Consider the following 23,719-nt stretch of genomic DNA (forward strand, 5'->3'; position numbering starts at 1 on the left):
CCAGTTGCGTCAGGCCATAGTGGTCGCGCAGGTCGATGAACAGCAGGCCGCCGTGATCGCGCTTCCTGTGCACCCAGCCCGAAAGCCGGACGTTCGACCCGGCGTCCGTCGACCGGAGGGCGCCGCAGGTGTGGGTGCGATAGGCGTGCATGGGAAGGTTCGTCTGCAAACGGCCGCGGGAAACGGCGTGAATTGGGAGGGGCGGAAGGGCGCATCATCGCCCCGGAAAGTCAAGGCTGGCGGGCCTTCCGAAGCCGTGCGCGGCCGTCTGTTGAAAGTTTTGAACACCTGTCGCGGCTTGTCCACGGAAGTGGATGGAAGTTTCGTCGCTCTGTCGAACAGTGCTGTTATGCCGTCCGCCATGTCCGCGCGCCGTCAACCGCCTCCGCAGATGCGCCTGCCCTTGCAGGCCGACCGCCCCGCCCGGGCGGACGATCTGGTGGTGTCTGACGCCAATCGCGCGGCCTTCGACCGCCTGGCCGCCTGGCCCGACGGGATCGCGCCGATCCTGGCCCTCAGCGGGCCGCCCGGTTCAGGCAAGAGCCGCCTGGCCGCCCTGTGGGCCGAACGGGTCGGGGCCGTGGCCCTGCTCGGCGCCGAGGCGGCCCTGATCGACCCGCTGGAGCTGGAGGGCCGCCCCATCCTGCTGGACCGCGCGCCGGACGCGGACGACGAGACCCTGTTTCACCTGTTCAACCTGGCTCGTGCGCCGGGCGGCGCCCTGTTGCTGGTCGCCCGATCCGCGCCTCAGGGCTGGGATCGCGCCCTGCCCGATCTGCGGTCGCGGCTGAACGCCACGCCGGTGGTGACGATCATGACGCCGGACGACGCCGTTCTGGCCGCCATGCTGCGCGCCCGGTTCGCCGAACGCAGCATCACCCCCAGCGACGACCTGATCGCCTATCTGCTGCGCCGCATCGATCGTTCAGCCCAGGCCGCGGCGGATGTGGTGGAGCGTCTGAGCGCCGACCCCCGGCCCGCCACCCGCGCCACGGCGCGCGAGGTGCTGGAGGCGGCGAGCGACGATCCGCCGCTCTGACTTGCGGCCGTCACGCGAGCGCGTCAGAACCGGCCCATGAGCGACGCCGCCATCGCAGACGCCACCCGGGGCGAAGAAGTCCCCTCCTCTCGCGCGGCCCAGTCGACGCTGGACGCCGTGCTGATGGAATCGCCGTCGCGCTTCTTCAACCGCGAACTGTCGTGGCTGGCCTTCAACGCCCGCGTTCTGGAAGAGGCCGGAAACGCGGCCCATCCCCTGCTGGAGCGGCTGCGTTTCCTGTCGATCTCGGCCAACAATCTGGACGAATTCTACATGACCCGCGTCGCCGGGCTGAAGGGCCAGGTGCGCGAGCGCGTGCGCGTCGTCTCGCCCGACGGCCTGACGCCCGCCCAGACCCTGGAGAAGGTCAACGCCGCCGCCGGAACCCTGATGGCCGAACAACAGGCGCGCTGGGGCAGGCTGCGCCGGGAACTGGCCGCCGCGGGCATAGAGGTCGTCGACATCGGCAAGGTGACCAAGACCGAGAAGGAACGGCTGGAGCCGGAATTCCTCAGTCAGTTGTTCGCCGTTCTGACGCCCCTGGCCGTCGATCCGGCCCACCCCTTCCCCTTTCTGCCCAACCTCGGCTTCTCGCTGGGGCTGCGGTTGAGACGGGTCAAGGACGGCCGCGTCCAGTATGCGCTGGTGCCGGTGCCGACCCAGGTGCGGCGCTTCTGGCAATTGCCGACCGACGGCCGCTCCAAGGCCGGGCGGCGGCGCTACGTCACGCTCGAAACCCTGTTGATGCTGTTCATCGACCACCTCTTCCCCGGCTTCGAGGTGATCGAGAAGGGCGTCTTCCGCATGATCCGCGATAGCGACATCGAGGTCGAGGAAGAGGCCGAGGATCTGGTCCTGGAATATGAGGAGGCGTTGAAACAGCGCCGCCTCGGCTCGGTCGTGCGGATCAAGATCGAGGCGTCCATGCCCGACGATCTGCGCGCCTTCATCATCGACCAGTTGGAAGCGGCGCCCCAGGACGTGGTTCTGGTCAACGGCATGCTGGGCCTGGCCCAGTTGGACGAGCTGATCCGCGACGGCCACCCCGACCTGAAATTCCCCGGCTATGAGCCGCGCTTCCCCGAGCGGGTGCGCGACCAGTCGGGCGACGTCTTCGCGGCCATCCGCGAGAAGGACATGCTGATCCACCACCCGTTCGAGAGCTTCGACGTGGTGGTCCAGTTCCTGCGTCAGGCCGCGCGCGATCCCAACGTCATCGCCATCAAACAGACGCTGTACCGAACGTCCAAGGACAGCCCCATCGTCGCCGCCCTGATCGAGGCGGCCGAGAACGGCAAGAACGTCACCGCCCTGGTCGAGATCAAGGCCCGCTTCGACGAAGAGGCCAATCTGCGCTGGGCGCGGGCCATGGAGCGGGCGGGCGTCCACGTCGTGTTCGGCTTCGTCGCCTATAAGACCCACGCCAAGCTGTCGGTCGTGGTCCGGCGCGAGGGCGAGGGCCTGAAGACCTACTGCCATTTCGGCACCGGCAACTATCACCCGGTCACCGCCCGCATCTACACCGACCTCAGCCTGTTCTCGACCGATCCGGCGCTGGCGCGCGACGCCGCGCGGGTGTTCAACTACATCACCGGCTACGCTCCGCCCGACGACCTGGAGCGGTTGGTCGTCTCGCCCCTGAACATGAAGAAGACCCTGCTGGAGCTGATCGGCAAGGAGATGTCGGCCGCCGCCCAAGGCCTGCCCGCCGCCATCTGGGCCAAGATGAACAGCCTGGTCGATCCCGAGATCATCGACGCCCTGTATCGCGCCAGCCAGTGGGGCGTGCGCATCGAACTGGTGGTGCGGGGCGTCTGCTGCCTGCGGCCGGGCGTGCCGGGCCTGTCGGACAACATCCGGGTCAAGTCGATCATCGGCCGCTTCCTGGAGCACAGCCGCATCGTCTGTTTCGCCAACGGCCAGGACCTGCCGCACGACAAGGCGCGGGTCTATATCGCCTCGGCCGACTGGATGCCGCGCAACCTGGACCGCCGGGTCGAGCTGATGACGCCGGTGCTGAACGCCACCGTCCACGATCAGGTGCTGGACCAGATCATGGTCGCCAATCTGAAGGACGACGCCCAAAGCTGGGTGCTCCAGCCCGACGGCGCCTATCGCCGCATCGTGCCGGCCGATTCCGCCAAACCCTTTTCGGCGCACCAGTATTTCATGACCAACCCCAGCCTGTCCGGGCGCGGCCGCAAGGTGAAGACCCTGCCCGGCCGTCTGCGATACGAGCGCCGCTGATGCCCATGGCGACGCCCCCGCGTGAGGTCGCGGTCATCGACATCGGCTCCAACTCGGTGCGCATGGTGCTGTACCGGCTGGAAGGGCGCGCCGTCTGGACGGTGCTGAACGAAAAGGTGCTGGCCGGTCTCGGCCGTGATCTGGCCGTGACCGGAAAACTGTCGCCGGACGGCGCCGTCATGGCCCTGACCGCGCTTCGCCGTTTCGCCGCCGTGCTGGACGGGGTGCGGCCCCAGGCCCTGTTCGTCGCCGCCACCGCCGCCGTCCGCGACGCCCAGGACGGCCAGGTCTTTCGCGAACGGATCACCGCCGAGACCGGTCTTCAGGTCCGCGTGCTGTCGGGCGAGGACGAGGCCCGCTACGCCGCCCTGGGCGTGCTGGCCGGCGCCCCCTCGGCGCATGGCGTCGTCGCCGACATGGGCGGCGCCAGCCTGGAGCTGATCCAGATCGCCGACGGCGCCGTCGGGCGCGGCGTCACCCTGCCGCTGGGTCCCTTTTCGTTGGCGAGCAAGAAGGGGTTCGATCCCGACCGGGTCCAGACGGTCGCCGACAAGGCCCTGTCCGCGGTCGCCGCGGCCTATCGCGCCGAAACCCTGTACGCCGTGGGCGGCGCCTGGCGAAGCCTGGCCCAGGTGCGCATGGCCCAGAACGACCACCCGCTGCGCATCGTCCATCAGTTCGCCATGTCGGCGGCCGAGGCGCGCGACCTGGCCCGCCTGATCGCCCGCTCGTCGCCCGGCGCTCTGGACAAGATTCCCGGCCTGTCCAAGAAACGCGCCGAAACCCTGCCGCACGCCGCCGTCGTTCTGGACCGGCTGATCGAACGGTTGGATCTGAAACGGGTCGAATTCTCCGCCTGGGGCGTGCGCGAGGGCCTGTTGTTCGAGGGGCTGGAGCCGGAGACCGCCGCCATCGACCCCCTGTTGGCCGGCAGCGCCGCCCTGGGCCTGCGCCAGGGGGTCTCGCCCACCCTGCCGACCGCCCTGGACGCCTGGATCGCCTCCATCCTCGCCGCCCTGCCCCCCGCCTTCGGGTTTGAGCGTGACGCGGTCTTGTCGCGCGCCGCCTGCAACCTGGCCGACCTGGGCGCGCGACTGCATCCCGACCACCGGGTCAATCTGGTGTTCGACCAGGTGCTGCGCGCGCCGGTGCCGGGCCAGACCCATGCCGAGCGCGCCTTCCTGGCCGCGGCCCTCAACGCCCGCTACGGCGGCGGGGCGGCGACGCCGGAACCGGCGACGGTCGGACGCCTGCTGACCGAGACGGCGGCGATCCGCGCCCGCGCCCTGGGCCTGGCCATGCGGTTGGGCTGCGATCTGTCCGGCCGCTCGGCGCATCTGCTGGCGAACGCCCAGGCCGTGGTCGCCGACGGCGCCCTGCGTCTCAGCGCCGCTCCGGGCTACGCCGACCTGTTGCTGGGCGACCAGACCCGCCGCCGCGCCCGCGCCCTGGCCGACGCCTTGGGTCTGAGGCTCGACATCGGCCGCGAGGCCGAGCAGTCTGGCGTCCGCGATAGGGGATAGACGACATGGCGGTGACCGGAATCGGCGGGCTGTTCTTCCGCTGCAAGGACCCCAAGGCCCAGGCCGAATGGTATCTGACCCATCTGGGCGTCGGCGCGCCCGAGGGCGTCTGGATCTGGAACCAGCAGGCGGGACCGACCGTCTTCTCGCCGTTCAAGGCCGACAGCGATTATTTCGCCGCCGACAAGGCCTATATGATCAATCTGCGGGTCGACGACCTGGACGGCCTGCTGGCCAGCCTGCGCGCCGCCGGGATCGAGGTGATCACCAAGCCGGAATGGGACGCCACGCCCGAAATCGGCCGCTTCGCCCGCATCCACGACCCGGAAGGCAATCCGATCGAGCTGTGGCAGCCGCCGACGGCGGCCTAGCTTCCCTTACCGCTCATCCCCGCTTTCGCGGGAATGCACGGGATCATGGGGACCGACCCTACCCCTCGATCTCGACCACCTCGACCCGGGCGCCGTTCAGCACCAGGGCGATCTCGCCGCGCTTCAGCTTCAGCGCGTCCTCGCCGAACAACTGACGACGCCAGCCGTGCAGGGCCTCGACCGGGGCGTCGTCGTCCAGGGCGATCTTCTCCAGATCGGCGACATTGGCGATCAGCTTGGTCGCCACGCCGGCATTGTCGCTCTTGGCCTTCAACAGCACCTTCAGCAGCTCGACCACCGACGGCGGCGCGGGCTGGCCGTGGGCGGGCCGCTCCAGCTTGGGCGCATGGGCCTCGGGATCGGCCAGCACCCGTTTCAGCTCGACGATCAGATCCTGGCCCAGCCGCGATCCGCCGAACCCCTTGGGGATCGAGCGCATGCGGTTGAAGGCGTCCACGTCGGTCGGCGCCTGGGTGGCCAGTTCGTCGATCGCCTCATCCTTCAGGATGCGGCCGCGCGGCTGGTCCCGCTCTTGCGCGGCCCGTTCGCGCCACACGGCGGCGGCCTTGAACACGGCCAGGTATTTGGCGGCGTATTTCTTGGGCTTCAGGCGCTTCCAGGCGTTTTCCGGTTCGGTGTCATAGACGGCGGGATCGGTCAGATCCTCCATCTCGGCCATCACCCAGTCCAGCCGCCCCTCCTTGTCCAGCCGATCCCGCAGCTTGGGATACAGGGCCGCCAGATGGGTGACGTCGCCCAGAGCGTAGGTCAGTTGCGCGTCCGACAGCGGGCGCCGCGCCCAGTCGGTGAAGCGGCTGCCCTTGTCCACCTCCTGGCGCAGCATCTGCCGCACCAGGGATTCATAGCTGACCTGATCGCCGAAACCGGCGGCCATGGCGGCCACCTGGGTGTCGAACATCGGCTTGGGCATGGCGCCCAGTTTGACGAAGATCTCCACGTCCTGCCGGGCGGCGTGGAAGACCTTCAGTATGTCCGGGTCGCGCAACAGGGCCAGGAACGGCTCCAGGTCCAATCCCTCGGCCAGGGGATCGATGATCCCCGAATCCGTCGCCGAGGCCGCCTGGATCAGGCACAGCTTGGGCCAATAGGTCGTCTCGCGCATGAACTCGGTGTCCACGGCGATGAAGGGGGCGCCTTTCAGGCGGTCGCAGAAGGCGGCCAAGGCGTCATTGGTGGTGATCGGCGTCATTGGAATGCTATAGCCCCCGCGACGCCCCGTGTGGCAAGAGCCGCGCGGACTTTTCGTTCACCGATTCAAGGCTCCCAACGCAATGACGGCGCACAAGGATTCGCCCACCAACGGCCTGACCTACGCTGACGCCGGGGTCGACATCGACGCGGGCGAGATGCTGGTCGACGCCATCAAACCCCTGGCCAAGTCGACGCGGCGGCCCGGCGCGGAGGCGTCGCTGGGCGGTTTCGGCGCCCTGTTCGACCTGAAGGCGGCCGGTTTCGAGGACCCGCTGATCGTCGCCACCACCGACGGCGTCGGCACCAAGCTGAAGATCGCCATCGAGACCGGACGGCACGACGGCGTCGGCGTCGATCTGGTCGCCATGTGCGTCAACGACCTGTTGGCCCAGGGCGCCGAGCCGCTGCTGTTCCTGGACTATTACGCCACCGGCAAGCTGTCGGTGGACGACGCCCGCCGCGTCGTGGCCGGCATCGCCGAAGGGTGCCGCCAGGCGAACTGCGCCCTGGTCGGCGGCGAAACGGCCGAGATGCCGGGCATGTACGGCGACGGCGACTATGACCTGGCGGGCTTTTCGCTAGGCGCGGTCGAGCGCGGCCACGCCCTACCCTATCTGGACCGCCAGGCGGCGGGCGACGTCATCATCGGCCTGGCCTCGTCCGGCCCGCACTCCAACGGCTATTCGCTGGTGCGCAAGATCGTCGAGACCTCGGGCCTGGGCTGGGGCGACGACGCCCCCTTCGCCAAGGACCGCACCCTGGCCCAGGCCCTGATGGAGCCGACCCGCATCTATGTGAAGCCGGTCCTGCCGCTGATGAAGGCGGGTCTGATCAAGGGCGCGGCCCACATCACCGGCGGCGGCCTGATCGAAAACCCGCCGCGCTGCATCGCCGAGGAGCTGAGCGCCGCCTTCGACTGGAACGCCTGGCCCCAGCCACACGTCTTTGAATGGCTGCAAAAGACCGGCGGCGTCTCGGATCACGAGATGCGCCGCACCTTCAACTGCGGTGTCGGCTTCATCCTGATCGTCGCGCCCGAGAACGCCGAGCCAGTGCTGGCCGCCCTGTTGAACACCGGTGAAGCCGCCTTCGTCTGCGGCCAACTGACCGCCGCCTGATCCGGTGCCTGGGTCCGGCAAAGTCCGCGTCGCCGTCCTGATCTCGGGAACCGGCTCGAACATGGCCGCCCTGATCGACGCCGGACAGTCGCCGGACAGCCCGTTCGAGGTCGTGCTGGTCCTGTCCAACGTCCCCGACGCGGGCGGCCTGGCCGTCGCAGCGGGCAAGGGCGTGTCCGCGCTCGCCGTCGACCATCGCCCCACCGGCAAGAACCGCGAAGCGCATGAAGGCCTGCTGGACGCCCTGCTGGCCCGTCATGAGGTCCAGGTCGTGGCCCTGGCCGGCTATATGCGCCTGCTGACCCCCTGGCTGGTCGGGCGCTGGGCCGGGCGGATGTTGAACATCCACCCCAGCCTGCTGCCGAAATATCCCGGCCTGGACACCCACGCCCGCGCCCTCGCCGCCGGGGACGCCGAGGCGGGCTGCACCGTCCATCTGGTCACCGAGGGGTGCGACGAAGGTCCTGTCCTGGCCCAGGCGCGCGTGCCGATCCTGGCGGACGACACGGCCGCGTCCCTGGCCCAGCGCGTGCTGGTCGCCGAACACGCCCTCTATCCGGCGGCCCTGGCGGACTTTTGTCGATCCCAGACATGAAACGGCCCGCGTCCGTTTCCGAACGCGGGCCGCTGTATCCGTTTGGCCGGCGCGTCAGCGCCAGGCCGCGTCGGGCCGGGAGTTCCCGAAGGACCGACGATCGCGGCCCAAGAACAATGCCTCAGCCGACGATCTGATCGGCGGTGAAGAACTGGGCGATCTCGATGCCGGCGTTCTCGATCGAGTCCGAGCCGTGGACCGAGTTCTCGCCGATCGACAGGGCGAACAGCTTGCGGATCGTGCCCTCGGCGGCTTCTTGCGGGTTCGTGGCGCCCATGACTTCGCGATAGCGGGCCACGGCGTTGTCGGCTTCCAGCACCTGAACCACCACCGGCTCGGCGATCATCTGGCCGACCAGTTCGTTGTAGAACGGACGGTGGGCGTGGACTTCGTAGAATTTCTTGGCCTGGTCTTCGGTCAGGCGGATGCGGCGCTGGCCGACGATGCGCAGGCCGGCGGCCTCGATCACGGCGTTGATGGCGCCGGTCAGGTTGCGGCGCGTGGCGTCGGGCTTGATGATCGAGAAGGTGCGTTCGGTCATGGGAGTGACTTCTTGTTGGGAGATTGAGGGTCGCGGGCTTATAGCGGCGCCCTCTCCGCTTTCCAACCGCCTCACAATTTCGCCTTTATCGCCCGTCTCGCGGCTCGCCGTGACAGAGACCGCTCGAGATTTACGACCCGCCATGCTGCAGATCACCAACCTGACCCTGAACGCCTGGGGCCGCCAGTTCCTCGACGACGCCTCCGTCAGCCTGCCGCCCGGCGCCAAGGTCGGCCTGGTCGGGCGCAACGGCATCGGCAAGTCGACCCTGTTCAAGGTCATCCTGGGCGAACTGGTCGCCGGCGGCGACGAGGTCAGCCTGCCCAAGACCGCCCGCATCGGTTCGGTGGATCAGGAACACCCGGCCACGCCCGTCAGCGTGCTGGAGACGATTCTGGAGGCCGACACCGAGCGCCACAGCCTGCTGACCCGGCTGGAGACCGCCGAGCCTGAAGAGATGGGCGAGATCTGGTCGCGCCTGATCGAGATCGACGCCGACGCCGCCCCCGCGCGCGCCGCCGAAATCCTGGTCGGCCTGGGCTTCAGCCAGGAGGACATCCAGCGTCCGATGTCGCATTTCTCGGGCGGATGGCGGATGCGCGTGGCCCTGGCGGCCGCCCTGTTCGCCCAGCCCGACATGCTGCTGCTGGACGAACCGACCAACTATCTCGACCTGGAAGGCGCCCTGTGGCTGGAGGCCCGGCTGAAGAAATATCCGGCCACGGCCCTGATCATCTCGCACGACCGTGAGATGCTGAACGAGGTCTGCACCCACATCCTGCACCTGTCGAACCGCAAGCTGGAACTCTACACCGGCAACTACGACGACTTCGAACGGATGCGGTCCGAGAAGATCCGCCTGCTGTCGGCCACCCGCGCCAAACAGGAGGCCGAGCGCGCCCACCTTCAGGCCTTCGTCGATCGCTTCAAGGCCAAGGCGTCCAAGGCCGCCCAGGCCCAGTCGCGGGTCAAGAAGCTGCAAAAGATGCAGACCGTGGAACTGCCGCCCGAAGAGCGCGTGGCCCCCTTCGTCCTGCCCAGCCCGCCGCGCCCCCTGCCCCCGCCCCTGATCCGGCTGGAGCGGGCCTATGTCGGCTATGAGCCGGGCAAGCCGATCCTGCGGAACCTGAACCTGCGCATGGATCTGGACGACCGCATCGGCCTGTTGGGCGTCAACGGCGCGGGCAAGTCGACCTTCGCCAAGCTGATCGCCAAGGCCCTGACCATCGAGACGGGCGAGTTTCACCGCGACGGCAAGATGCGCGTGGGCTGGTTCCACCAGCATCAGATCGAGGCCATGGACCCGACCGACACCCCGCTGGAGATCATCCGCCGGGCCATGCCGGACGCCTCCGAATCCAGCCGCCGCAGCCGTCTGGCCCAGTTCGGCCTGCCGTTCGAAAAGCAGGAGACCAAGGTCGACAGTCTGTCGGGCGGCGAACGCGCCCGTCTGTTGCTGAACCTGGTGGCGATGGACGCGCCGCACATCCTGATCCTGGACGAACCGACCAACCACCTGGACATCGACAGCCGCCGCGCCCTGCTGGACGCGCTGAACCAGTACACGGGCGCCGTCATCCTGATCACCCACGACCGTTCGCTGATGGAACTGGTCGCCGACCGGCTGTGGCTGGCCGCCGACGGCACGGTGAAGCCGTTCGAGGGCGACATGGACGACTACGCCAAATTCGTCCTGGACCGCGCCAAACAGGCCGGAAGCGTCCGCCCCGGTCAGATCAGGCCAGACGAAGCCGCCGCGCCCGCCCCCGCCCCTCAAGCCGCAAACGCCCGCGGCGCGAGCGATAGGGGCAGGAAAAAAGACGGCCCCTCGCCGTCCACCCTGCGCCACGCCGTCAAGAAGGCCGAGGAGCGGATCGCCGCCCTGACCGCCGAGATCGCCCGCATCGACGACGACCTGGCCAACGCCGCCGTCGCCAATCCCAAGGCGCTGGAGGGTCTGACCCGCGCCCGCGCCAAGACGCAAGGCGATCTCGACGCCGCCGAGACCGCCTGGATCCAGGCCGAGGAAGCCCTGGCGGAGGTGCAATGAAGCCGATCGTTTTCAGCCGCGAAGAGATCGCGGCCCTGACGCCGAAACTTCAGGCCTGGTTTCGCGACGAATACGACATGGAGCTGGGCGGCCTGCCGGCTGAAATGCTGATCGACTTCCTGGCCCGCGAGTTCGGCCCGGCCTTCTACAACCGGGGTTTATACGACGCCCAGGCGGCGCTGTCGGCCAGGCTCGACGAGGTCGGCGAAGCCATCCTGTCGCTGGAGCGGCGCTAGGCAAACGGCCCGCATTCTGCTACCGTGCCTCTCGTCAGAGGAGATCGTCATGTTCCGCGCCGTCGTCGCCGCCGCCGCCCTCGTCGCCACACCCGCCTTCGCCCAGGACGCTCCGGCGCGCTATCAGGTCGAGCTTTCGCTGGTCCGGCCGAACCTCCAGTTCAGCAGCACCAGCCAGATCATCGAGAATTCGCCCGCCGAAACCTCGCTCACGGTCGATGGCGTCCGATACGAGTTCAACGTCAACCTGCTCAGCGTCCAAGGCGACGGAGAGAAGGACCAGCTTCTCCTAGAGAGCCGCCTGATGCGCAACGACACCGAACTCGCCGCGCCACGCCTTTCGGTCATGCGTGGGCGCGTCGCACGGTTTACATTGGTCGAACAGGATTCAGGCGCGATCGAGATCACCCTCAGTCCCCTGCTCCCCTAGAGTCCAGCGCCGCCGCCCGCCCGACCGACGATCTCAGCCGCACGTCAATTTGCGGATGAGACCCGTCTGCTGGTCATACAGGATGTTCAGGCGGCTGGGGTTGTAGTCCATCGTCATCGGACAGGTGGTGCAGGTCACGCGCCAGGTCTCGCCTTCCGGCCTGGCCGGCAGGCTGACGCGGTTGCGGCCGATGTACGACTGGTACTGGGCCGCCTTGCACTGATCCGGGGCGTCGCTGGGCGGGGTCGAGGCGCCGCCGCCCTCCACCGGAGCGCAGGCCGCCAGGGTCAGGCCGCCCAGGGCCGCGAAGATCATCAGCTCGCGCATGGTCCGAAACTCCGGTTCGGGGATCAGCCGCAGCGCACCTGTTCGATGATCCCGGTTTCATGGTTGAAGAATATATTCAAACGGTAAGCCGAATAATCTTCAGTGATGGGACAGGTCGTGCAGGTGACACGCCGATTCACCACCTCCACAGGAACGGGAATGTCGGTCCTTGGTTTCCCGACCAGCCATTGCATTTCACCGGCCTTGCACTGATCCGCCCCGGCCGGGGGCTGGCGGTCGACGACGGGACGGCTCTGTTCGGCATGGGCGACGGTGCGCGGCGCGCGGGCTTCGGTGGTCGGCGCCGACGAACAGGCCGCCGCCAGGGCCAGGATCAGGCCGCCCGCTCCCAGCGCCCGTCCGCGTCCTGACGCCAATAGGCCAGGTCGGCGCCCGCGTCCTTCAGCGTCTTCCAGCGCGCCCGCGCACCGTGCAACGCCGTCTCGTCCCGCCCGTCGAAAAGGATGAAGCATCGCTCGAACGCCTCCGTCTGACCCAGTTCCGCGCCGTCCAGGATGAACAGCGCCTGAGCGCCGTTCGAGTTCTCGCCTGATTCGCTCAACAGCACCGGCTGGCGTTCGGCGTGCGGCTGGTCCGCCCGGCCGTGGGCCAGAAAGCTCTCCTCCCGGTACGTCCACAACCGCTCATCGACATGGTCCAGCAAGGCGCGGTCATCGGCCCGGACCAGCGCCCGCCATCCCCGCTCGCGCGTCTTCTCCAACAGGCCGGGCAGCACCTGGTCCAGCGACGAGCGCTCCAGGTGGTAGAACCAGATTTCCGTCCCGGCCTCGGCCATGCGGACCCTAGCTCTCGTACTTGTCCGCCACCATGCGATCCAGGGTGCGCACGGCGAAGCCGACGCCGCCGTCCGGGATGGTCGGGTTCTGGCTCTTGTTGACCCAGGCCGTCGGGGCGATGTCGATGTGCGCCCAGGGCGTGCCGTTGGTGAAGCGTTGCAGGAACAGGGCGGCGGTGATCGAGCCGCCGGCGCGGCCGTTGCCGGTGTTCTTCACATCGGCGATCGGGCTGTCGATGTGCCGCTCATAGGCCTCGGGCATCGGCATGCGCCAGAAATTCTCGCCCACCTTCGGACCCGCGTCCAGCACGCCTTGCGCCACCGCGTCGTCGTTCGAGAAGACGCCCGCGTATTCCAGGCCCAGCGACACGATCATGGCCCCCGTCAGGGTCGCCAGGTCGATCATGAATTTCGGCTTGAACCGCTCCTGCGTGTACCAGAGGGCGTCGGCCAGGACGAGGCGGCCCTCGGCGTCGGTGTTGATCACCTCGACCGTCTGGCCCGACATGGACACGACCACGTCGCCCGGGCGCTGGGCCTTGCCGTCGGGCATGTTCTCGACCAGCCCCAGCACGCCCACGGCGTTGACCTTGGCCTTGCGTCCGGCCAGGGCCATCAGGGTTCCGGCCACGGCGGCGGCGCCGCCCATGTCCCACTTCATGTCCTCCATGCCGTCGGCCGGCTTCAGCGAAATGCCGCCGGTGTCGAAGCACACGCCCTTGCCGACGAAGGCGATCGGCTGTTCGCCGGACTTGCCGCCCTTCCACTGGATGACGGCCAGTTGGCTGTCGCGCTCGCTGCCCTGACCCACGGCCAGAAGCGTGCGCATGCCCAGTTTCTCCATCTCCTTCTCGCCCAGGATCTCGACCTCCAGGCCCAGGCTTTCCAACGCCTTGACCCGTTTGGCGAACTCTTCGGGATGCAGGATGTTGGCCGGCTCGGACACCAGATCGCGGGCGAACAGCACGCCGTCGGCCACGGCCGACATCGGCGCGAAGGCGGCCTGGGCGGCCTTCACGTCGCCGGTCACGACACGAACGGTCTTCACCGACGGGATCTTCTCGGCCTTTTCCTTGGTGCGGTATTTGTCGAACCGATAGGCGGCCAGACGCGCGGCGAAGCCCACGCGCGCGGCCTGTTCGGCGGTCAGGCCCGAAGCGTCGAAGGTCAGGATCGACAGGCCGCTGGTCGCCACGGCGCGCCAGGCCGCGCCCGCGGCGGCCTCCAGCGCCAGATCGTCCGCCGCTTCGGCGCCCAGGCCCGTCAGCACGACCAGTTCCGCGTCCATTCCGCCCGGAGCCGGAATCGTCAGCGCCGAATTGCGCCCGCCCTTGAACCGGCTGGTCTTGATCGCCGCCGCCAGACCGTCTGGGGCCTGGCCGCCTTCGCGAACGAACAGGGCGAGGATTTCGGCGGAACCGGCCGACGCGACGAACTCAACTTTCATACTGGGGACTCCAGCCGGGGTTACGGCCCCGGTCTTGGTTGCTCAAAAAGGCGATGAAAACGAACCGCGACAGTCGCGGACGCCTTGGGATGTGGTATTAGATGCGCCTCTCAGCCGCCGCCTGCAACCGGGCGATTTCTTTCCGCCCATGACCCTGATTCAAGGCTATCTTTTCCGACAGATCGCTCTGCCCGTGGTCGCCGCCGTCGGCGCCCTGTGCGGAATCGGGCTGCTGAGTCAGAGCCTCGATCAGCTCGAAGTCATCGTCGAACGCGGCCAGAGCGTCTGGGTCATGGCCAAGCTGACTCTCCTGGCCCTGCCGCAACTGCTGGCGGTGATTCTGCCCATCGGCCTGTTCGTCGGCGCCCTGGTCGCCCTGACCCGGCTGCAAAGGGAGCAGGAGCTGACGGCCGCCTTCGCCGCCGGCCTGTCGCGCTGGCAGGTCATCCGGCCCGCCGCCCGCATCGCCCTGATCGCGGCGGCCGTCGGCCTGTTGATCGGCGTCGTGCTCCAGCCCATGGCCCAGCGCGAGGCCCGCGCCCAGGCCTTCGCCGTCCGCACCGACCTGGCCGCCCTGCTGGTCGAGGAGGGCCGCTTCGTCCAGGGTCCCAACGGCCTGACCGTCTATGTCCAGCAGGTCGAGCAGAACGGCCTGCTGAAGAACCTGTTCGTCTATCTGGAAGACGGCGACCAGGTCACCACCTGGGACGCGGCCGAGGCCCGGTTCGGCCGCATCGACGGCGAACCCTATCTGTCGATGCGCGGCGGTTCGTGGCAGCGGTTCTCCAAGAACGGCGTGCTCGAATACCTGTCGTTCGACGGCTACAACTTCCCGCTGGCCCAGTTCACCGAGACGGACGAGCGGATCCGCTACAAGCCCGGCGACCTGTATCTGACCGACCTGTTCAACCCGTCGCCCGCGACGCTGGAGCGGGTCGGCCCGCGCGACGAACTGCTGGCCGAGGCCCATTCGAGACTGTCCGCGCCCCTCTACGCCCTGATGGCCATGGCACTGGCCCTGAACGCCATCCTGGGCGGCGCCTTCTCGCGCACCGGCTATGCGTTCCGCATCGCCAAGGCGGCGGGCCTGTTCCTGTTCCTGCGCATCGCGGGATACGGCCTGGTCGCCGCCAGCGTCTGGAACCCATGGCTGAACATCCTGCAGTACCTCCTGCCGGTCGCCGCCACCGCCGTCGCCCTGCGCATGATGTTCCGCACCCTCAAGCCGCATCGTCGCCGCGTCTGGCCGCCGCTGGAGCGGCTGAAGGCGAGGTTCGCATGACCGCGCGCCGTCTCGATCTCAAACTGCCCGCCTCGCGCATCCGGCTGGGGCGCATCGAACGCTATGTGCTGAAGACCCAGGCGCGGTCGTTGCTGATCGCGCTGGGCGTCATCTCGGCCCTGATCATGTTGATCGACTTCGTCGAGATCTCGCGCGGTCTCGGTTCCGACGTCGATCTGTCGGCCGTGCGCATCGTCGGCTTGATGCTGCTGAAATCGCCCAGCGTCATCCTGCAGCTTCTGCCCTTCGTCTTTCTGTTCGGCACCTTGTCGGCCTTCATCGGCCTGAACCGGCGCAGCGAACTGATCGCCATGCGCGCCGCCGGCGTGTCCGCCTGGCGTTTCGTCTTGCCGGCGGCCGGCGCCGCCTTGGCGATCGGCGTCCTGACCGTCACCGTGCTCGGCCCGCTGGCCGCCGCCGGAGACGGCCTGTGGCAACGCGAGCGCGCCCGCATTTCGGGCGGGGTCCAGGGCGAACGGCAAGAGGCGGTCTGGCTGCGCGAGGGCGACGACCAGCGTCAGATGATCATTCGCGCGGGTCGCCAGGACCGGGCCAACGCCCGCCTGCTGGACGTGACCTTCTTCATCTACACCAACGCCGAGGACGGCCGTCGCACCTTCTCGGAACGCATCGACGCCGCCACCGCCAGCCTGTCGGCGGGACGCTGGCGCCTGACCGACGCCGTGGGCGCCCAGACCGGCCAGCGCGCCGTGCGTTATGCGACGCTGGACCTGATCTCCAGCCTGGCCGACGAGGAGGCCTTTGAACAGTTCGCCCGGCCCCAGTCGACGCCCTTCTGGTCCCTGCCCGGCCAGATCGCGCGGATCGAGGCGGCCGGATTTTCGTCCACCGCCTATCGCCTGCGCCTGCAACAGCTTCTGGCCACGCCATTGATGTTCGCGGCCATGTCGATTCTGGCCGCCGCCTTTTCGCTGCGTTTGATGCGTCTGGGCGATCTGGCGCGGATGAGCGTGGCGGCCGTGGTGCTGGGCTTCGCCTTCTTCTTCATCAATCAATTCTCGGCGGCCATGGGTTCGGCCGAGGTGGTGCCGCCCTTCCTGTCGGCCTGGCTGCCGCCTCTATTGACGGCGCTCGCGGCCTTCACCTTGCTGTTCTATACCGAAGACGGCTAATCGGCCCTCCCGAGACGTCTCCCGAGTGACCCTTCATGCAGGCTGATCGCCGCGCCCATCGCGGACAGGGCTTACGGACCCGGCTTCTGGCCGGGGCCGCCCTCGCCTGCGCGCCCGGCGTCGCCCTGGCCCAGGCCGCTCCGGCCCCACAACCCGCGCCCCAGGCCGCTTCGACGCCCGGTTCCGACGGCCTGACGCCGCAAGCCGTCTATGTCGATGCCCGCGAAACGACGCGCGAAGGCGACGTCGTCGTCCTGAACGGCGGTCCCGGCGCCGATCGCGCCCTGGCGCGCTTCCAGGGCCACACCCTGCGCGCCGAGACGATCCGCTACGATCTGGCCGGCGGCGTCGGCGGGGCCGAGGGCCAGGTCGAGCTGGTCTCGCCGCTGGGCGACACGATCTTCGCCGACCTGATCGAGCTGGACGACCAACTCCGGGCCGGCGTGGCCGTCGACTTCGCCACGCGCCTGTCGAACGGCGCCAGCCTGATGGCCGCCTCGGCCGTGCGCCGCAGCGAGAACGTCAACGAGCTGAACTACGCCCTCTTCACCCCCTGCCCGATCTGCGACGCGAACGGGCCGAAGACGCCCAGCGTCTCGATCCAGGCCGAAAAGGTGGTCCAGAACGAGGAACTGCGGGCGATCCTGTACCGCAACGCCCTGTTCCGGGTCGGCGGCGTGCCGGTCTTCTTCCTGCCGGTCTTCGCCCACCCCGATCCGTCGGTCGATCGCGCCTCGGGCTTTCTGATTCCCGTTCCGACCTATGACGAGGGTCGGGGCGTTTCCCTGGAGCTGCCCTATCTGCACGTCGTCTCGCCGTCCGAGGACTGGCTGGTCAGCCCGCAGATCAACACGCGCGTGGCGCCGCTGCTGAACCTGCAATGGCGCCGTCGGTTCGACGACGGCGTGATCGTGGTGCGCGGCGGCTATACGCACGAGCGCAATTTCGGCGACTTCGACCTGAACGGCGACGGCCGCCCCGAGAGCAACGTCAAGTTCGGCGACGAAACCAACCGCAGCTACCTCTTGGCCCACGCCCGGTTCGACCCGGACGGTCCCTGGCGCTGGGGCTTCACCGCCGAGCGCGTGTCCGACAAGACCCTGTTCGACCGCTATGACGTGCGCGACCCCTATCAGGACAACGGTCTCTATTACGGCGACCGCCGCCGCCTGATCAGCCAGCTTTACGCCGAGCGCCAGACCCGACGCTCCTACGTCTCCGTAGCCGCCTTCTCGATGCAGAGCCTGCGGGTCGCCCGGTTCGATCCCGTCACCCCGGCCCTGAACGTCTTCGAGAACGACGACGCCCTGCCCCTGGTCGCGCCCATCGTCGAGGCGCGGTGGGAGCCGAACCAGCCCGTCTTCGGCGGCCGACTGCGCCTGCGCGGCTCGGCCGTGTCGCTGTACCGCGACGCCTATGTCGGATCGCCCGTCCTGCGGCCCGAGATCATTCCGCCCGGCCCGACGGCGGGCCTGGACGGCGTCGACACCCGACGCGTCACCGGCCAGATGGACTGGCGCCGCGCCTTCATCAGTCCCGCGGGCGTGCGGTGGGAGCCGTTCGTGGACCTGCGCGCCGACACCTATTCCATCGCCGAACTTCCGCCGGTCCTGGGTCTGGCCGATGAGACGGTGACCCGCACCCGCGCCACGGCGGGCCTGGACGTGGCCTATCCGTTGATCCGCCGGCTCGCCTCGGGCGCCGACGTGATCCTGGAGCCGGTGGGCCAACTGTCCTTCTCGACCGGCGTCGACCAGGACCCGCGCATTCCCAATGAGGACAGCCAGACCGTAGAGCTGGACGAATCCTCTCTGTTCCGCATGGACCGCTTCCCCGGCTACGACCTGCTGGAAGGCGGTTTCCGCCTGACGGCCGGGGTCCGCGCCACCCTGCGCTGGCAAGACGGCCGCAGCGCCAGCCTGTTCATCGGCCGCTCCAGCCGCGGCCAGGAAGAACACGCCTTCCGCGTTCCCGTGCCGGACGATCCCTCGCGCCTGTACGATCCCACCGGCCTGGCGTCCAAGACCTCGGACTGGGTGGTTCAGGGAACCTTCTCGCCGTCCGACCGCGTTCGCGGCTGGTTCCACACCACCGTGGACGGTTCGGGCGACGTGCGCCGCGCCGAGGCCGCGGTGGACGGCCGTTGGGGCCGCCGCGACATGGCGACCGTCAGCTACATCGTGGACCGTTCCAACCCGCTGGGCGGGCCGCTGAACCGCAATTACGAATTCGTGCAGTTGGCGGCCCAGCAATTCGTCGTCGGCAACTGGGGCGTGACCGTCACCGGCATCGCCGATCTGGAGCGCGACATCATCACCCGTTCCGAAGCGGGGATCGTTTTCGACGACGACTGCTTCCGATTCGAGATCGGCTTCCGCCGCGACAACACCCGCGTGCGGCCTTCGGGACCGTCCGAGGGCGTCTTCATTCGCCTAAACCTCGCCACTTTCGGCGGTACAGGCTATGGACGGGGCGAAACGCGCTGGTGAGGGCGCAAACGGGACCGGACCTCCCCCTGATCGGGGTCGAGGCGAGGGCTTTGAGGAACCAGGACGGACCATGGGTTTGAGGCTTTCCACCACGGCGATCTCGTTCGCCGCGCTGCTTTCGACGGCGGCATTCGCTCAGGTTCCGGGCCAGTCGCCCGCCGCCGCCGGCGCCCTGAACCCCGGCGCCGAGGCCGCGCCCCAGTCCGCCGCGCCCGAGGCCCAGTTCCAACTGGCCGACGGCATCGTCGCCACGGTCAACGACCGCGTCATCACCGGCTTCGACCTGCGTCAGCGCATGCTGATGCTGATCGCCATGACCCAGGTCCAGCCGACGCCCGAGAATCTGCCCGCCATTCAGCAGCAGGCCCTGAACGCCCTGATCGAAGAGCATCTCCAGGCCCAGGAGATCGCCAAATACGACACGCTGAAGATCACCGACGAAGAGGTCGACCGCGAGATCGCCGAAACGGCCCAACAGGTCGGAACCACGCCGGAAAACTACATCACCTTCCTGCGTCAGGCGGGGATTCGCACCTCGACCCTGCGCGAGCAGATCCGCACCGAGATCGGCTGGCGTGAACTGGTCGGCGGCCGTTTCAACGCCCGTTCGCGCGTCAGCCAGGCCCAGGTCGATCAGGCCGTGCGCCAGGCCGAGACCTCGGCCACCAAGCCCCAGTATCTGATCGGCGAAATCTATATCGAAGCCGCCCGCGTCGGCGGTCAGCAGGCGGCCCTGAACGGCGCCCAGCAACTGGTCGGCCAGATGGTTCAGGGCGCGCCCTTCCAGGCCGTGGCCCGCCAATTCTCGGCCGCACCTTCGGCCGTCAACGGCGGCGACGCCGGCTGGGTCGTCCAGGGCAGCGTCAATCCGCAGCTTCAGGCGACGCTCGACACCCTTCAGGTCGGCCAGCTCTCGAACCCCATCCAGGTCGATGGCGGCGTCTACATCATCTATATGCGCGACAAGCGTTCGGGCGCGGCGACCAGCCTGGTCTCGCTGAAGCAGGTGATGATCGAACTGCCAGAAACGGCGTCCGAGGCCGATGTCGCCGCCGCGACCCAGCGCCTGACGGCCCTGGCCCCGCAACTGACCTGCGACACCATGCTGGCGCGCGCCACGTCCGAGGCGGGCCTGCTCGGCTCTGACCTGGGCGAGGCCGATGTTCAGAACCTGGCTCCGCAGTTCCAGCAGATCGCCCGTTCGGCCGAGGTCGGCTCCATCTCGACCCCCGTACGCACGCCGCTGGGCCTGCACCTGATCGGTCTGTGCGGCCGTCGCGCGGGCGGACCCGAGGTGCCGTCGCGCCAAGAAGTCGAGGGCCGTCTGCGCAACGCCAACCTGTCCATGCTGGCGCGTCGTTATATGCGCGATCTGCGCGCCGACGCCCTGATCGAGCTGAAGTGACGGCGGCGGGCGCTCCGCTCGTTCTCACCCTCGGCGATCCGGCGGGCGTCGGACCCGAGATCGCCGTCGCCGCCTGGCGCGCCCTGTCGGTCTCCGGCCCGGTCTTCGCCGTCGTCGGCGACGCCGAGGTGCTGCGGACGCAAGGCGCGCCCGTGCGCGAGATCATGGCGGTCTCGGACGCCCCGGCCGTCTTCGGTCACGCCCTGCCGGTGATCCACCGCCCCGTCCGCGCGCCCGTCACGCCCGGCGCGCCGAACCCGGCCAACGCCGCCCCCGTCGCCGACTGGATCGAGGAAGCCGTCTCCCTGGCCCTGTCGGGCCAGGCCTCGGGCGTCGTCACCTGCCCCATCGCCAAGGCGCCGATGTACGCCTCGGGTTTTCGTTTTCCCGGCCATACCGAATTCATCGCCGAACTGACCGCCGACGCGCCCTTCGCCGGGGTGCGCGGGCCGGTGATGATGCTGACCGCGCGCGATCTGCGCGCCTGTCTGGTCACCATCCATGTCGCCCTGGATCAGGTGGCCCAGACCCTGAGCGCCGACCGCGTCATCCGCACGGCCCAGGTGGTCGACGACGCCCTGCGCCGCGACTTCGCCATCGCCCGCCCTCGCCTGGCCCTGGCCGCTCTGAACCCGCACGCGGGCGAAGACGGCGCCCTGGGAATGCAGGAGATCGAGATGCTGCGTCCGGCAGCCCGGCGCCTGCGCGACATGGGCGTCGACATCACCGATCCCCGCCCCGCCGACACCCTGTTCCACGACGAGGCGCGGCGCGGCTATGACGCCGTCGTCTGCCTGTATCACGACCAGGCCCTGATCCCGGTCAAGACGCTGGACTTCTGGGGCGGGGTCAACGCCACCCTGGGCCTGCCGATCATCCGCACCTCGCCCGATCACGGCACCGGCTTCGACATCGCCGGTCAGGGCCAGGCCCGCCCCGACAGCCTGATCGCCGCCCTGCGCCTGGCCGCCGAGATGGCCGCGAGCCGCGCCCACTAAATTACGCCGCTCATCCCCGCGAAAGCGGGGACCCAGTGAGAGCTGCAAGACGTCTGCCCGATACTGCGGACAAACCGTCAATCGTCGCGTATGCAGCCAAAGAACTGGGTCCCCGCTTTCGCGGGGATGAGCGGATGGAGTTCTGCGATTTCCGATCTCCCCACCCTGCGCGAGACCCTCGACGCCCACGGCCTCTCGGCCAAGAAGTCGTTCGGCCAGCATTTCCTGCTCGACCTCAACGTCACGCGAAAGATCGCCCGCCTGGCCGGGCCGTTCGAGGGCCGCGCCGTGATCGAGGTCGGTCCCGGTCCCGGCGGCCTGACCCGCGCCCTGCTGGAATCCGACGCCGGCCGCGTGGTGCTGGTCGAGAAGGACCCGCGATTCGTCCCCCTGCTCTCCGAACTCGACGACGGCTCGGGCCGCCTGACGATCGTCCAGGCCGACGCCCTGAAGGTGCAGGAAGCCGATCTGGTCGACGGTCCCGCCCATCTGGTCTCCAACCTGCCCTATAACGTCGGCACCGCCCTGCTGATCAAATGGCTGACCGGCCCGTGGACGCCCCACGCCCTGACCCTGATGTTCCAAAAGGAAGTGGCCGAGCGCATCGTCGCCGCGCCGGGCGACGACGCCTACGGCCGCCTGGCCGTCATCTCCCAGGCGGTGTGCGAGGCGAAACTGGTCATGCACCTGCCCGCGGCCGCCTTCACCCCGCCGCCCAAGGTCGCCTCAGCCGTCGTGCATCTGGTCCCCCGCGCCGACCGCCCGGCGCCCGACCTGCTGAAACGGCTTGAGCGCGTCACCGCCGCCGCTTTCGGCCAGCGCCGCAAGATGCTGCGCTCCAGTCTGAAACCGCTCGGCGGCGCCGCCCTGTGCCAGGCCGCCGGCATCGAACCCGACGCCCGGGCCGAGGTCATCGACCTGGCCGGCTTCCTCCGCCTGGCCGCCGCATTGCCCTAAAGGCCGACCGTCGCCGCAGCCTAGACCGCTTCTCTCAGCAGCGCGGCCTTATAGGCTTCGACCCACAGGTTGCGCCGGCGGCGGCTGCGTTCGGCGTGATAGATGTGGGCCAGTTCGGCGTACGACCGGTCGAAATCGTCATTGACCAGGACGTAGTCGAAGTCGTCGCAGTGCTCGATCTCGCCCTTGGCGTTGGCGATGCGGCGCTCGATCACGTCATCGGCGTCCTGCGACCGCGTCACCAGGCGGCGGCGCAGCTCCTCCAGGCTGGGCGGCAGGATGAAGACCCGCACCGCGTCGTCCGGGCATTTTTCCGCGATGTCGCGCGCGCCCTGCCAGTCGATGTCGAACAGCACGTCGCGGCCCTCGGCCAACGCCCGGTCGATCGGCGCGCGCGGGCTGCCGTACAGATTGCCGTGCACGTCGGCCCATTCCAGAAAGGCGTCCTCGGCGATCAGCCGCTCGAACTCGGCGCGCTCGACGAAGTGATAGTCGCGGTCGGCCACCTCGCCCGGCCGAATGCCGCGCGTGGTCATCGAGATCGACAGCTCCAGCCCCTTGTGGTCGGCCATCAGGCGACGGCACAGGCTGGTCTTGCCCGCGCCCGACGGGCTGGCGACGATCAGCAGGACGCCCCGGCGGGGCGTACGTTCATTCGACATTCTGCACCTGTTCACGCAACTGCTCGATGACCGCCTTCAGGTCCAGGCCCGTCGCGGTCAGCGGCGTCGTAGCCGATTTGGAGCAGAGGGTGTTCGCCTCGCGCATGAATTCCTGCATCAGGAAGTCGAGTTTTCGTCCGGCGGGGGGTTGCTGCAACAGGGTGCGGGCGCTGGCGACATGGGCGGTCAGCCGATCCAGCTCCTCGCGCACGTCGGCCTTGGCCGCCAGGGCCGCCGCCTCCAGATAGATCCGCTCCTCCAGCCCAGGCGCGTCGGGCGCCAGTTCGGCCAGGCGGCGGCTGAACCGCTCGCGGATCGCCTCGACCTGCGCGCCCGCCTCGCGTTCGGCGTCGGCGACCAAGGTCTCGATCCGGGTCACGAAGCCGTCGATCACCGGGGTCAACTGCTGGCCCTCGCGCGCCCGCGACGCCTTCAGCGCCTCCAGCGCTTTTTCGACATCGGCGGCGATGGCGGTCTCCAGCGCCGTGCGCGCCGCTTCGTCCTCGACCTCGTCGGGGATCTCCAGCACGCCGCGCAGGCTCAACAGGCCGTCGGCCGTGGCCGGGGCGGCCCCGCCCTCGACCAGTTCATTGGCCAGCCGCAGATAGCGGTTCAGCACCTCGCCGTTGACCTTCAGCGCGCCCGCGCCCGCCTCGGCCCGCTTGGCCTGGACCCCGACCGTCACCTGGCCGCGCGCGAACCGGCCCTGGGCCGCCGCCTTGGCCAGCGGCTCCAGACGGTCGAAGCCCGGCGGGCCGCGAAACTTCACATCCAGATTGCGCCCGTTGACCGAGCGCGCCTCGACCGACCAGCTCCAGTCTCCCGAAGCGCCCTCCGCCCGGCCGAAGCCGGTCATGCCGA

The 23,719-nt window shown here is 68.9% G+C and carries 24 protein-coding genes; 15 read left to right on the forward strand and 9 right to left on the reverse strand.

What is annotated here, in order from left to right; translation table 11 throughout:
* The coding region (locus tag V7D63_RS00005) for an OB-fold nucleic acid binding domain-containing protein (RefSeq protein WP_333590414.1) at window positions 1-151 on the reverse strand (151 nt) is incomplete at its 3' end.
* Between the two features lie 210 nt (window positions 152-361).
* Between V7D63_RS00005 and V7D63_RS00010 the strand changes: the two genes are divergently transcribed.
* From V7D63_RS00010 to V7D63_RS00025, 4 genes are read left to right on the forward strand one after another with little or no spacing between them, the layout of a single operon-like run.
* Window positions 362-1,039 carry a chromosomal replication initiator DnaA gene (locus tag V7D63_RS00010; RefSeq protein ID WP_333590224.1) on the forward strand — a complete coding sequence of 226 codons (678 nt, stop codon included), beginning with the start codon at window positions 362-364 and terminating at the stop codon, window positions 1,037-1,039.
* Between the two features lie 36 nt (window positions 1,040-1,075).
* The gene (locus V7D63_RS00015) at window positions 1,076-3,286 is read left to right on the forward strand and encodes an RNA degradosome polyphosphate kinase (protein WP_333590225.1); all 2,211 of its coding nucleotides are present in this window, start codon (window positions 1,076-1,078) and stop codon (window positions 3,284-3,286) included.
* Window positions 3,286-4,809 (forward strand): Ppx/GppA phosphatase family protein, encoded by a 1,524-nt coding sequence (locus V7D63_RS00020; RefSeq protein ID WP_333590226.1) that lies wholly within the window; start codon window positions 3,286-3,288, stop codon window positions 4,807-4,809. The genes V7D63_RS00015 and V7D63_RS00020 overlap by 1 nt, the downstream gene beginning before the upstream one ends.
* A gap of 5 nt (window positions 4,810-4,814) precedes the next feature.
* Complete coding sequence (locus V7D63_RS00025; RefSeq protein ID WP_333590227.1) at window positions 4,815-5,180, forward strand: VOC family protein; 366 nt, start codon at window positions 4,815-4,817, stop codon at window positions 5,178-5,180.
* Between the two features lie 58 nt (window positions 5,181-5,238).
* On the opposite strand, the gene rnd is transcribed toward V7D63_RS00025, so the two are convergent.
* Window positions 5,239-6,390, reverse strand: coding sequence for a ribonuclease D (gene rnd, locus V7D63_RS00030; protein WP_333590228.1), 1,152 nt, complete (start codon window positions 6,388-6,390; stop codon window positions 5,239-5,241).
* 82 nt (window positions 6,391-6,472) lie between these two features.
* On the opposite strand from rnd, the gene purM reads away from it, so the two are divergent.
* Together purM and purN are read left to right on the forward strand one after the other, a co-directional pair.
* Window positions 6,473-7,510, forward strand: a complete 1,038-nt coding sequence (gene purM / locus V7D63_RS00035) for a phosphoribosylformylglycinamidine cyclo-ligase (protein ID WP_333590229.1) — start codon at window positions 6,473-6,475, stop codon at window positions 7,508-7,510.
* Between the two features lie 4 nt (window positions 7,511-7,514).
* Window positions 7,515-8,105 carry a phosphoribosylglycinamide formyltransferase gene (gene purN / locus V7D63_RS00040; protein ID WP_333590230.1) on the forward strand — a complete coding sequence of 197 codons (591 nt, stop codon included), beginning with the start codon at window positions 7,515-7,517 and terminating at the stop codon, window positions 8,103-8,105.
* Window positions 8,106-8,226: 121 nt separating this feature from the next.
* Here the strand turns inward: purN and ndk are convergent, their stop codons facing one another.
* Entirely contained in the window at window positions 8,227-8,646 is a 420-nt protein-coding gene (ndk, locus tag V7D63_RS00045; protein WP_333590231.1) for a nucleoside-diphosphate kinase, read from the reverse strand.
* 142 nt (window positions 8,647-8,788) lie between these two features.
* Here ndk and V7D63_RS00050 point away from each other — a divergent pair, with 142 nt between their 5' ends.
* Genes V7D63_RS00050 through V7D63_RS00060 form a run of 3 tightly spaced genes read left to right on the forward strand, consistent with a single transcriptional unit; the run spans window position 8,789 to window position 11,362 of the window.
* On the forward strand, window positions 8,789-10,696 hold the full coding sequence (locus tag V7D63_RS00050; RefSeq protein ID WP_333590232.1) for an ABC-F family ATP-binding cassette domain-containing protein: 1,908 nt from the start codon (window positions 8,789-8,791) through the stop codon (window positions 10,694-10,696).
* Window positions 10,693-10,932: a DUF2164 domain-containing protein gene (locus V7D63_RS00055; protein WP_333590233.1), complete on the forward strand. Its 240-nt coding sequence runs from the start codon at window positions 10,693-10,695 to the stop codon at window positions 10,930-10,932. The genes V7D63_RS00050 and V7D63_RS00055 overlap by 4 nt, the downstream gene beginning before the upstream one ends.
* 49 nt (window positions 10,933-10,981) lie before the next feature.
* Window positions 10,982-11,362: a hypothetical protein gene (locus V7D63_RS00060; protein ID WP_333590234.1), complete on the forward strand. Its 381-nt coding sequence runs from the start codon at window positions 10,982-10,984 to the stop codon at window positions 11,360-11,362.
* Window positions 11,363-11,395: 33 nt separating this feature from the next.
* On the opposite strand, the gene V7D63_RS00065 is transcribed toward V7D63_RS00060, so the two are convergent.
* From V7D63_RS00065 to V7D63_RS00080, 4 genes are read right to left on the reverse strand one after another with little or no spacing between them, the layout of a single operon-like run.
* On the reverse strand, window positions 11,396-11,689 hold the full coding sequence (locus V7D63_RS00065) for an I78 family peptidase inhibitor (RefSeq protein ID WP_333590235.1): 294 nt from the start codon (window positions 11,687-11,689) through the stop codon (window positions 11,396-11,398).
* A gap of 23 nt (window positions 11,690-11,712) precedes the next feature.
* A complete protein-coding gene (locus V7D63_RS00070; protein ID WP_333590236.1) occupies window positions 11,713-12,066 on the reverse strand; it encodes a hypothetical protein in 354 nt (117 codons plus the stop codon).
* The gene (locus tag V7D63_RS00075) at window positions 12,024-12,485 is read right to left on the reverse strand and encodes a DNA polymerase III subunit chi (protein ID WP_333590237.1); all 462 of its coding nucleotides are present in this window, start codon (window positions 12,483-12,485) and stop codon (window positions 12,024-12,026) included. Before V7D63_RS00075 ends, V7D63_RS00070 begins: the two co-directional genes overlap by 43 nt.
* Before the next feature lie 7 nt (window positions 12,486-12,492).
* Complete coding sequence (locus V7D63_RS00080) at window positions 12,493-13,932, reverse strand: leucyl aminopeptidase (protein WP_333590238.1); 1,440 nt, start codon at window positions 13,930-13,932, stop codon at window positions 12,493-12,495.
* Window positions 13,933-14,080: 148 nt separating this feature from the next.
* Here V7D63_RS00080 and V7D63_RS00085 point away from each other — a divergent pair, with 148 nt between their 5' ends.
* The 6 genes from V7D63_RS00085 to rsmA all read left to right on the forward strand — a co-directional run bounded on the left by V7D63_RS00085 (window position 14,081) and on the right by rsmA (window position 22,196).
* On the forward strand, window positions 14,081-15,214 hold the full coding sequence (locus V7D63_RS00085) for an LptF/LptG family permease (RefSeq protein WP_333590239.1): 1,134 nt from the start codon (window positions 14,081-14,083) through the stop codon (window positions 15,212-15,214).
* Window positions 15,211-16,347: an LPS export ABC transporter permease LptG gene (gene lptG / locus V7D63_RS00090; protein WP_333590240.1), complete on the forward strand. Its 1,137-nt coding sequence runs from the start codon at window positions 15,211-15,213 to the stop codon at window positions 16,345-16,347. Before V7D63_RS00085 ends, lptG begins: the two co-directional genes overlap by 4 nt.
* 35 nt (window positions 16,348-16,382) lie before the next feature.
* A complete protein-coding gene (locus tag V7D63_RS00095; protein ID WP_333590241.1) occupies window positions 16,383-18,836 on the forward strand; it encodes an LPS-assembly protein LptD in 2,454 nt (817 codons plus the stop codon).
* A gap of 70 nt (window positions 18,837-18,906) precedes the next feature.
* Window positions 18,907-20,241 carry a peptidylprolyl isomerase gene (locus tag V7D63_RS00100; RefSeq protein WP_333590242.1) on the forward strand — a complete coding sequence of 445 codons (1,335 nt, stop codon included), beginning with the start codon at window positions 18,907-18,909 and terminating at the stop codon, window positions 20,239-20,241.
* Entirely contained in the window at window positions 20,238-21,239 is a 1,002-nt protein-coding gene (gene pdxA, locus V7D63_RS00105; protein ID WP_333590243.1) for a 4-hydroxythreonine-4-phosphate dehydrogenase PdxA, read from the forward strand. Before V7D63_RS00100 ends, pdxA begins: the two co-directional genes overlap by 4 nt.
* A 126-nt stretch (window positions 21,240-21,365) precedes the next feature.
* Entirely contained in the window at window positions 21,366-22,196 is an 831-nt protein-coding gene (gene rsmA / locus V7D63_RS00110; protein WP_333590244.1) for a 16S rRNA (adenine(1518)-N(6)/adenine(1519)-N(6))-dimethyltransferase RsmA, read from the forward strand.
* Window positions 22,197-22,216: 20 nt separating this feature from the next.
* Here the strand turns inward: rsmA and gmk are convergent, their stop codons facing one another.
* Window positions 22,217-22,858 (reverse strand): guanylate kinase, encoded by a 642-nt coding sequence (gene gmk / locus V7D63_RS00115; RefSeq protein WP_333590245.1) that lies wholly within the window; start codon window positions 22,856-22,858, stop codon window positions 22,217-22,219.
* Window positions 22,848-23,714, reverse strand: coding sequence for a YicC/YloC family endoribonuclease (locus V7D63_RS00120; RefSeq protein ID WP_333590415.1), 867 nt, complete (start codon window positions 23,712-23,714; stop codon window positions 22,848-22,850). Before V7D63_RS00120 ends, gmk begins: the two co-directional genes overlap by 11 nt.
* Between the last annotated feature and the right edge of the window lie 5 nt (window positions 23,715-23,719).

Origin of the sequence: Brevundimonas sp. (assembly GCF_036732845.1) — a bacterium.
In the GTDB taxonomy this organism is placed as follows: Bacteria; Pseudomonadota; Alphaproteobacteria; order Caulobacterales; family Caulobacteraceae; genus Brevundimonas.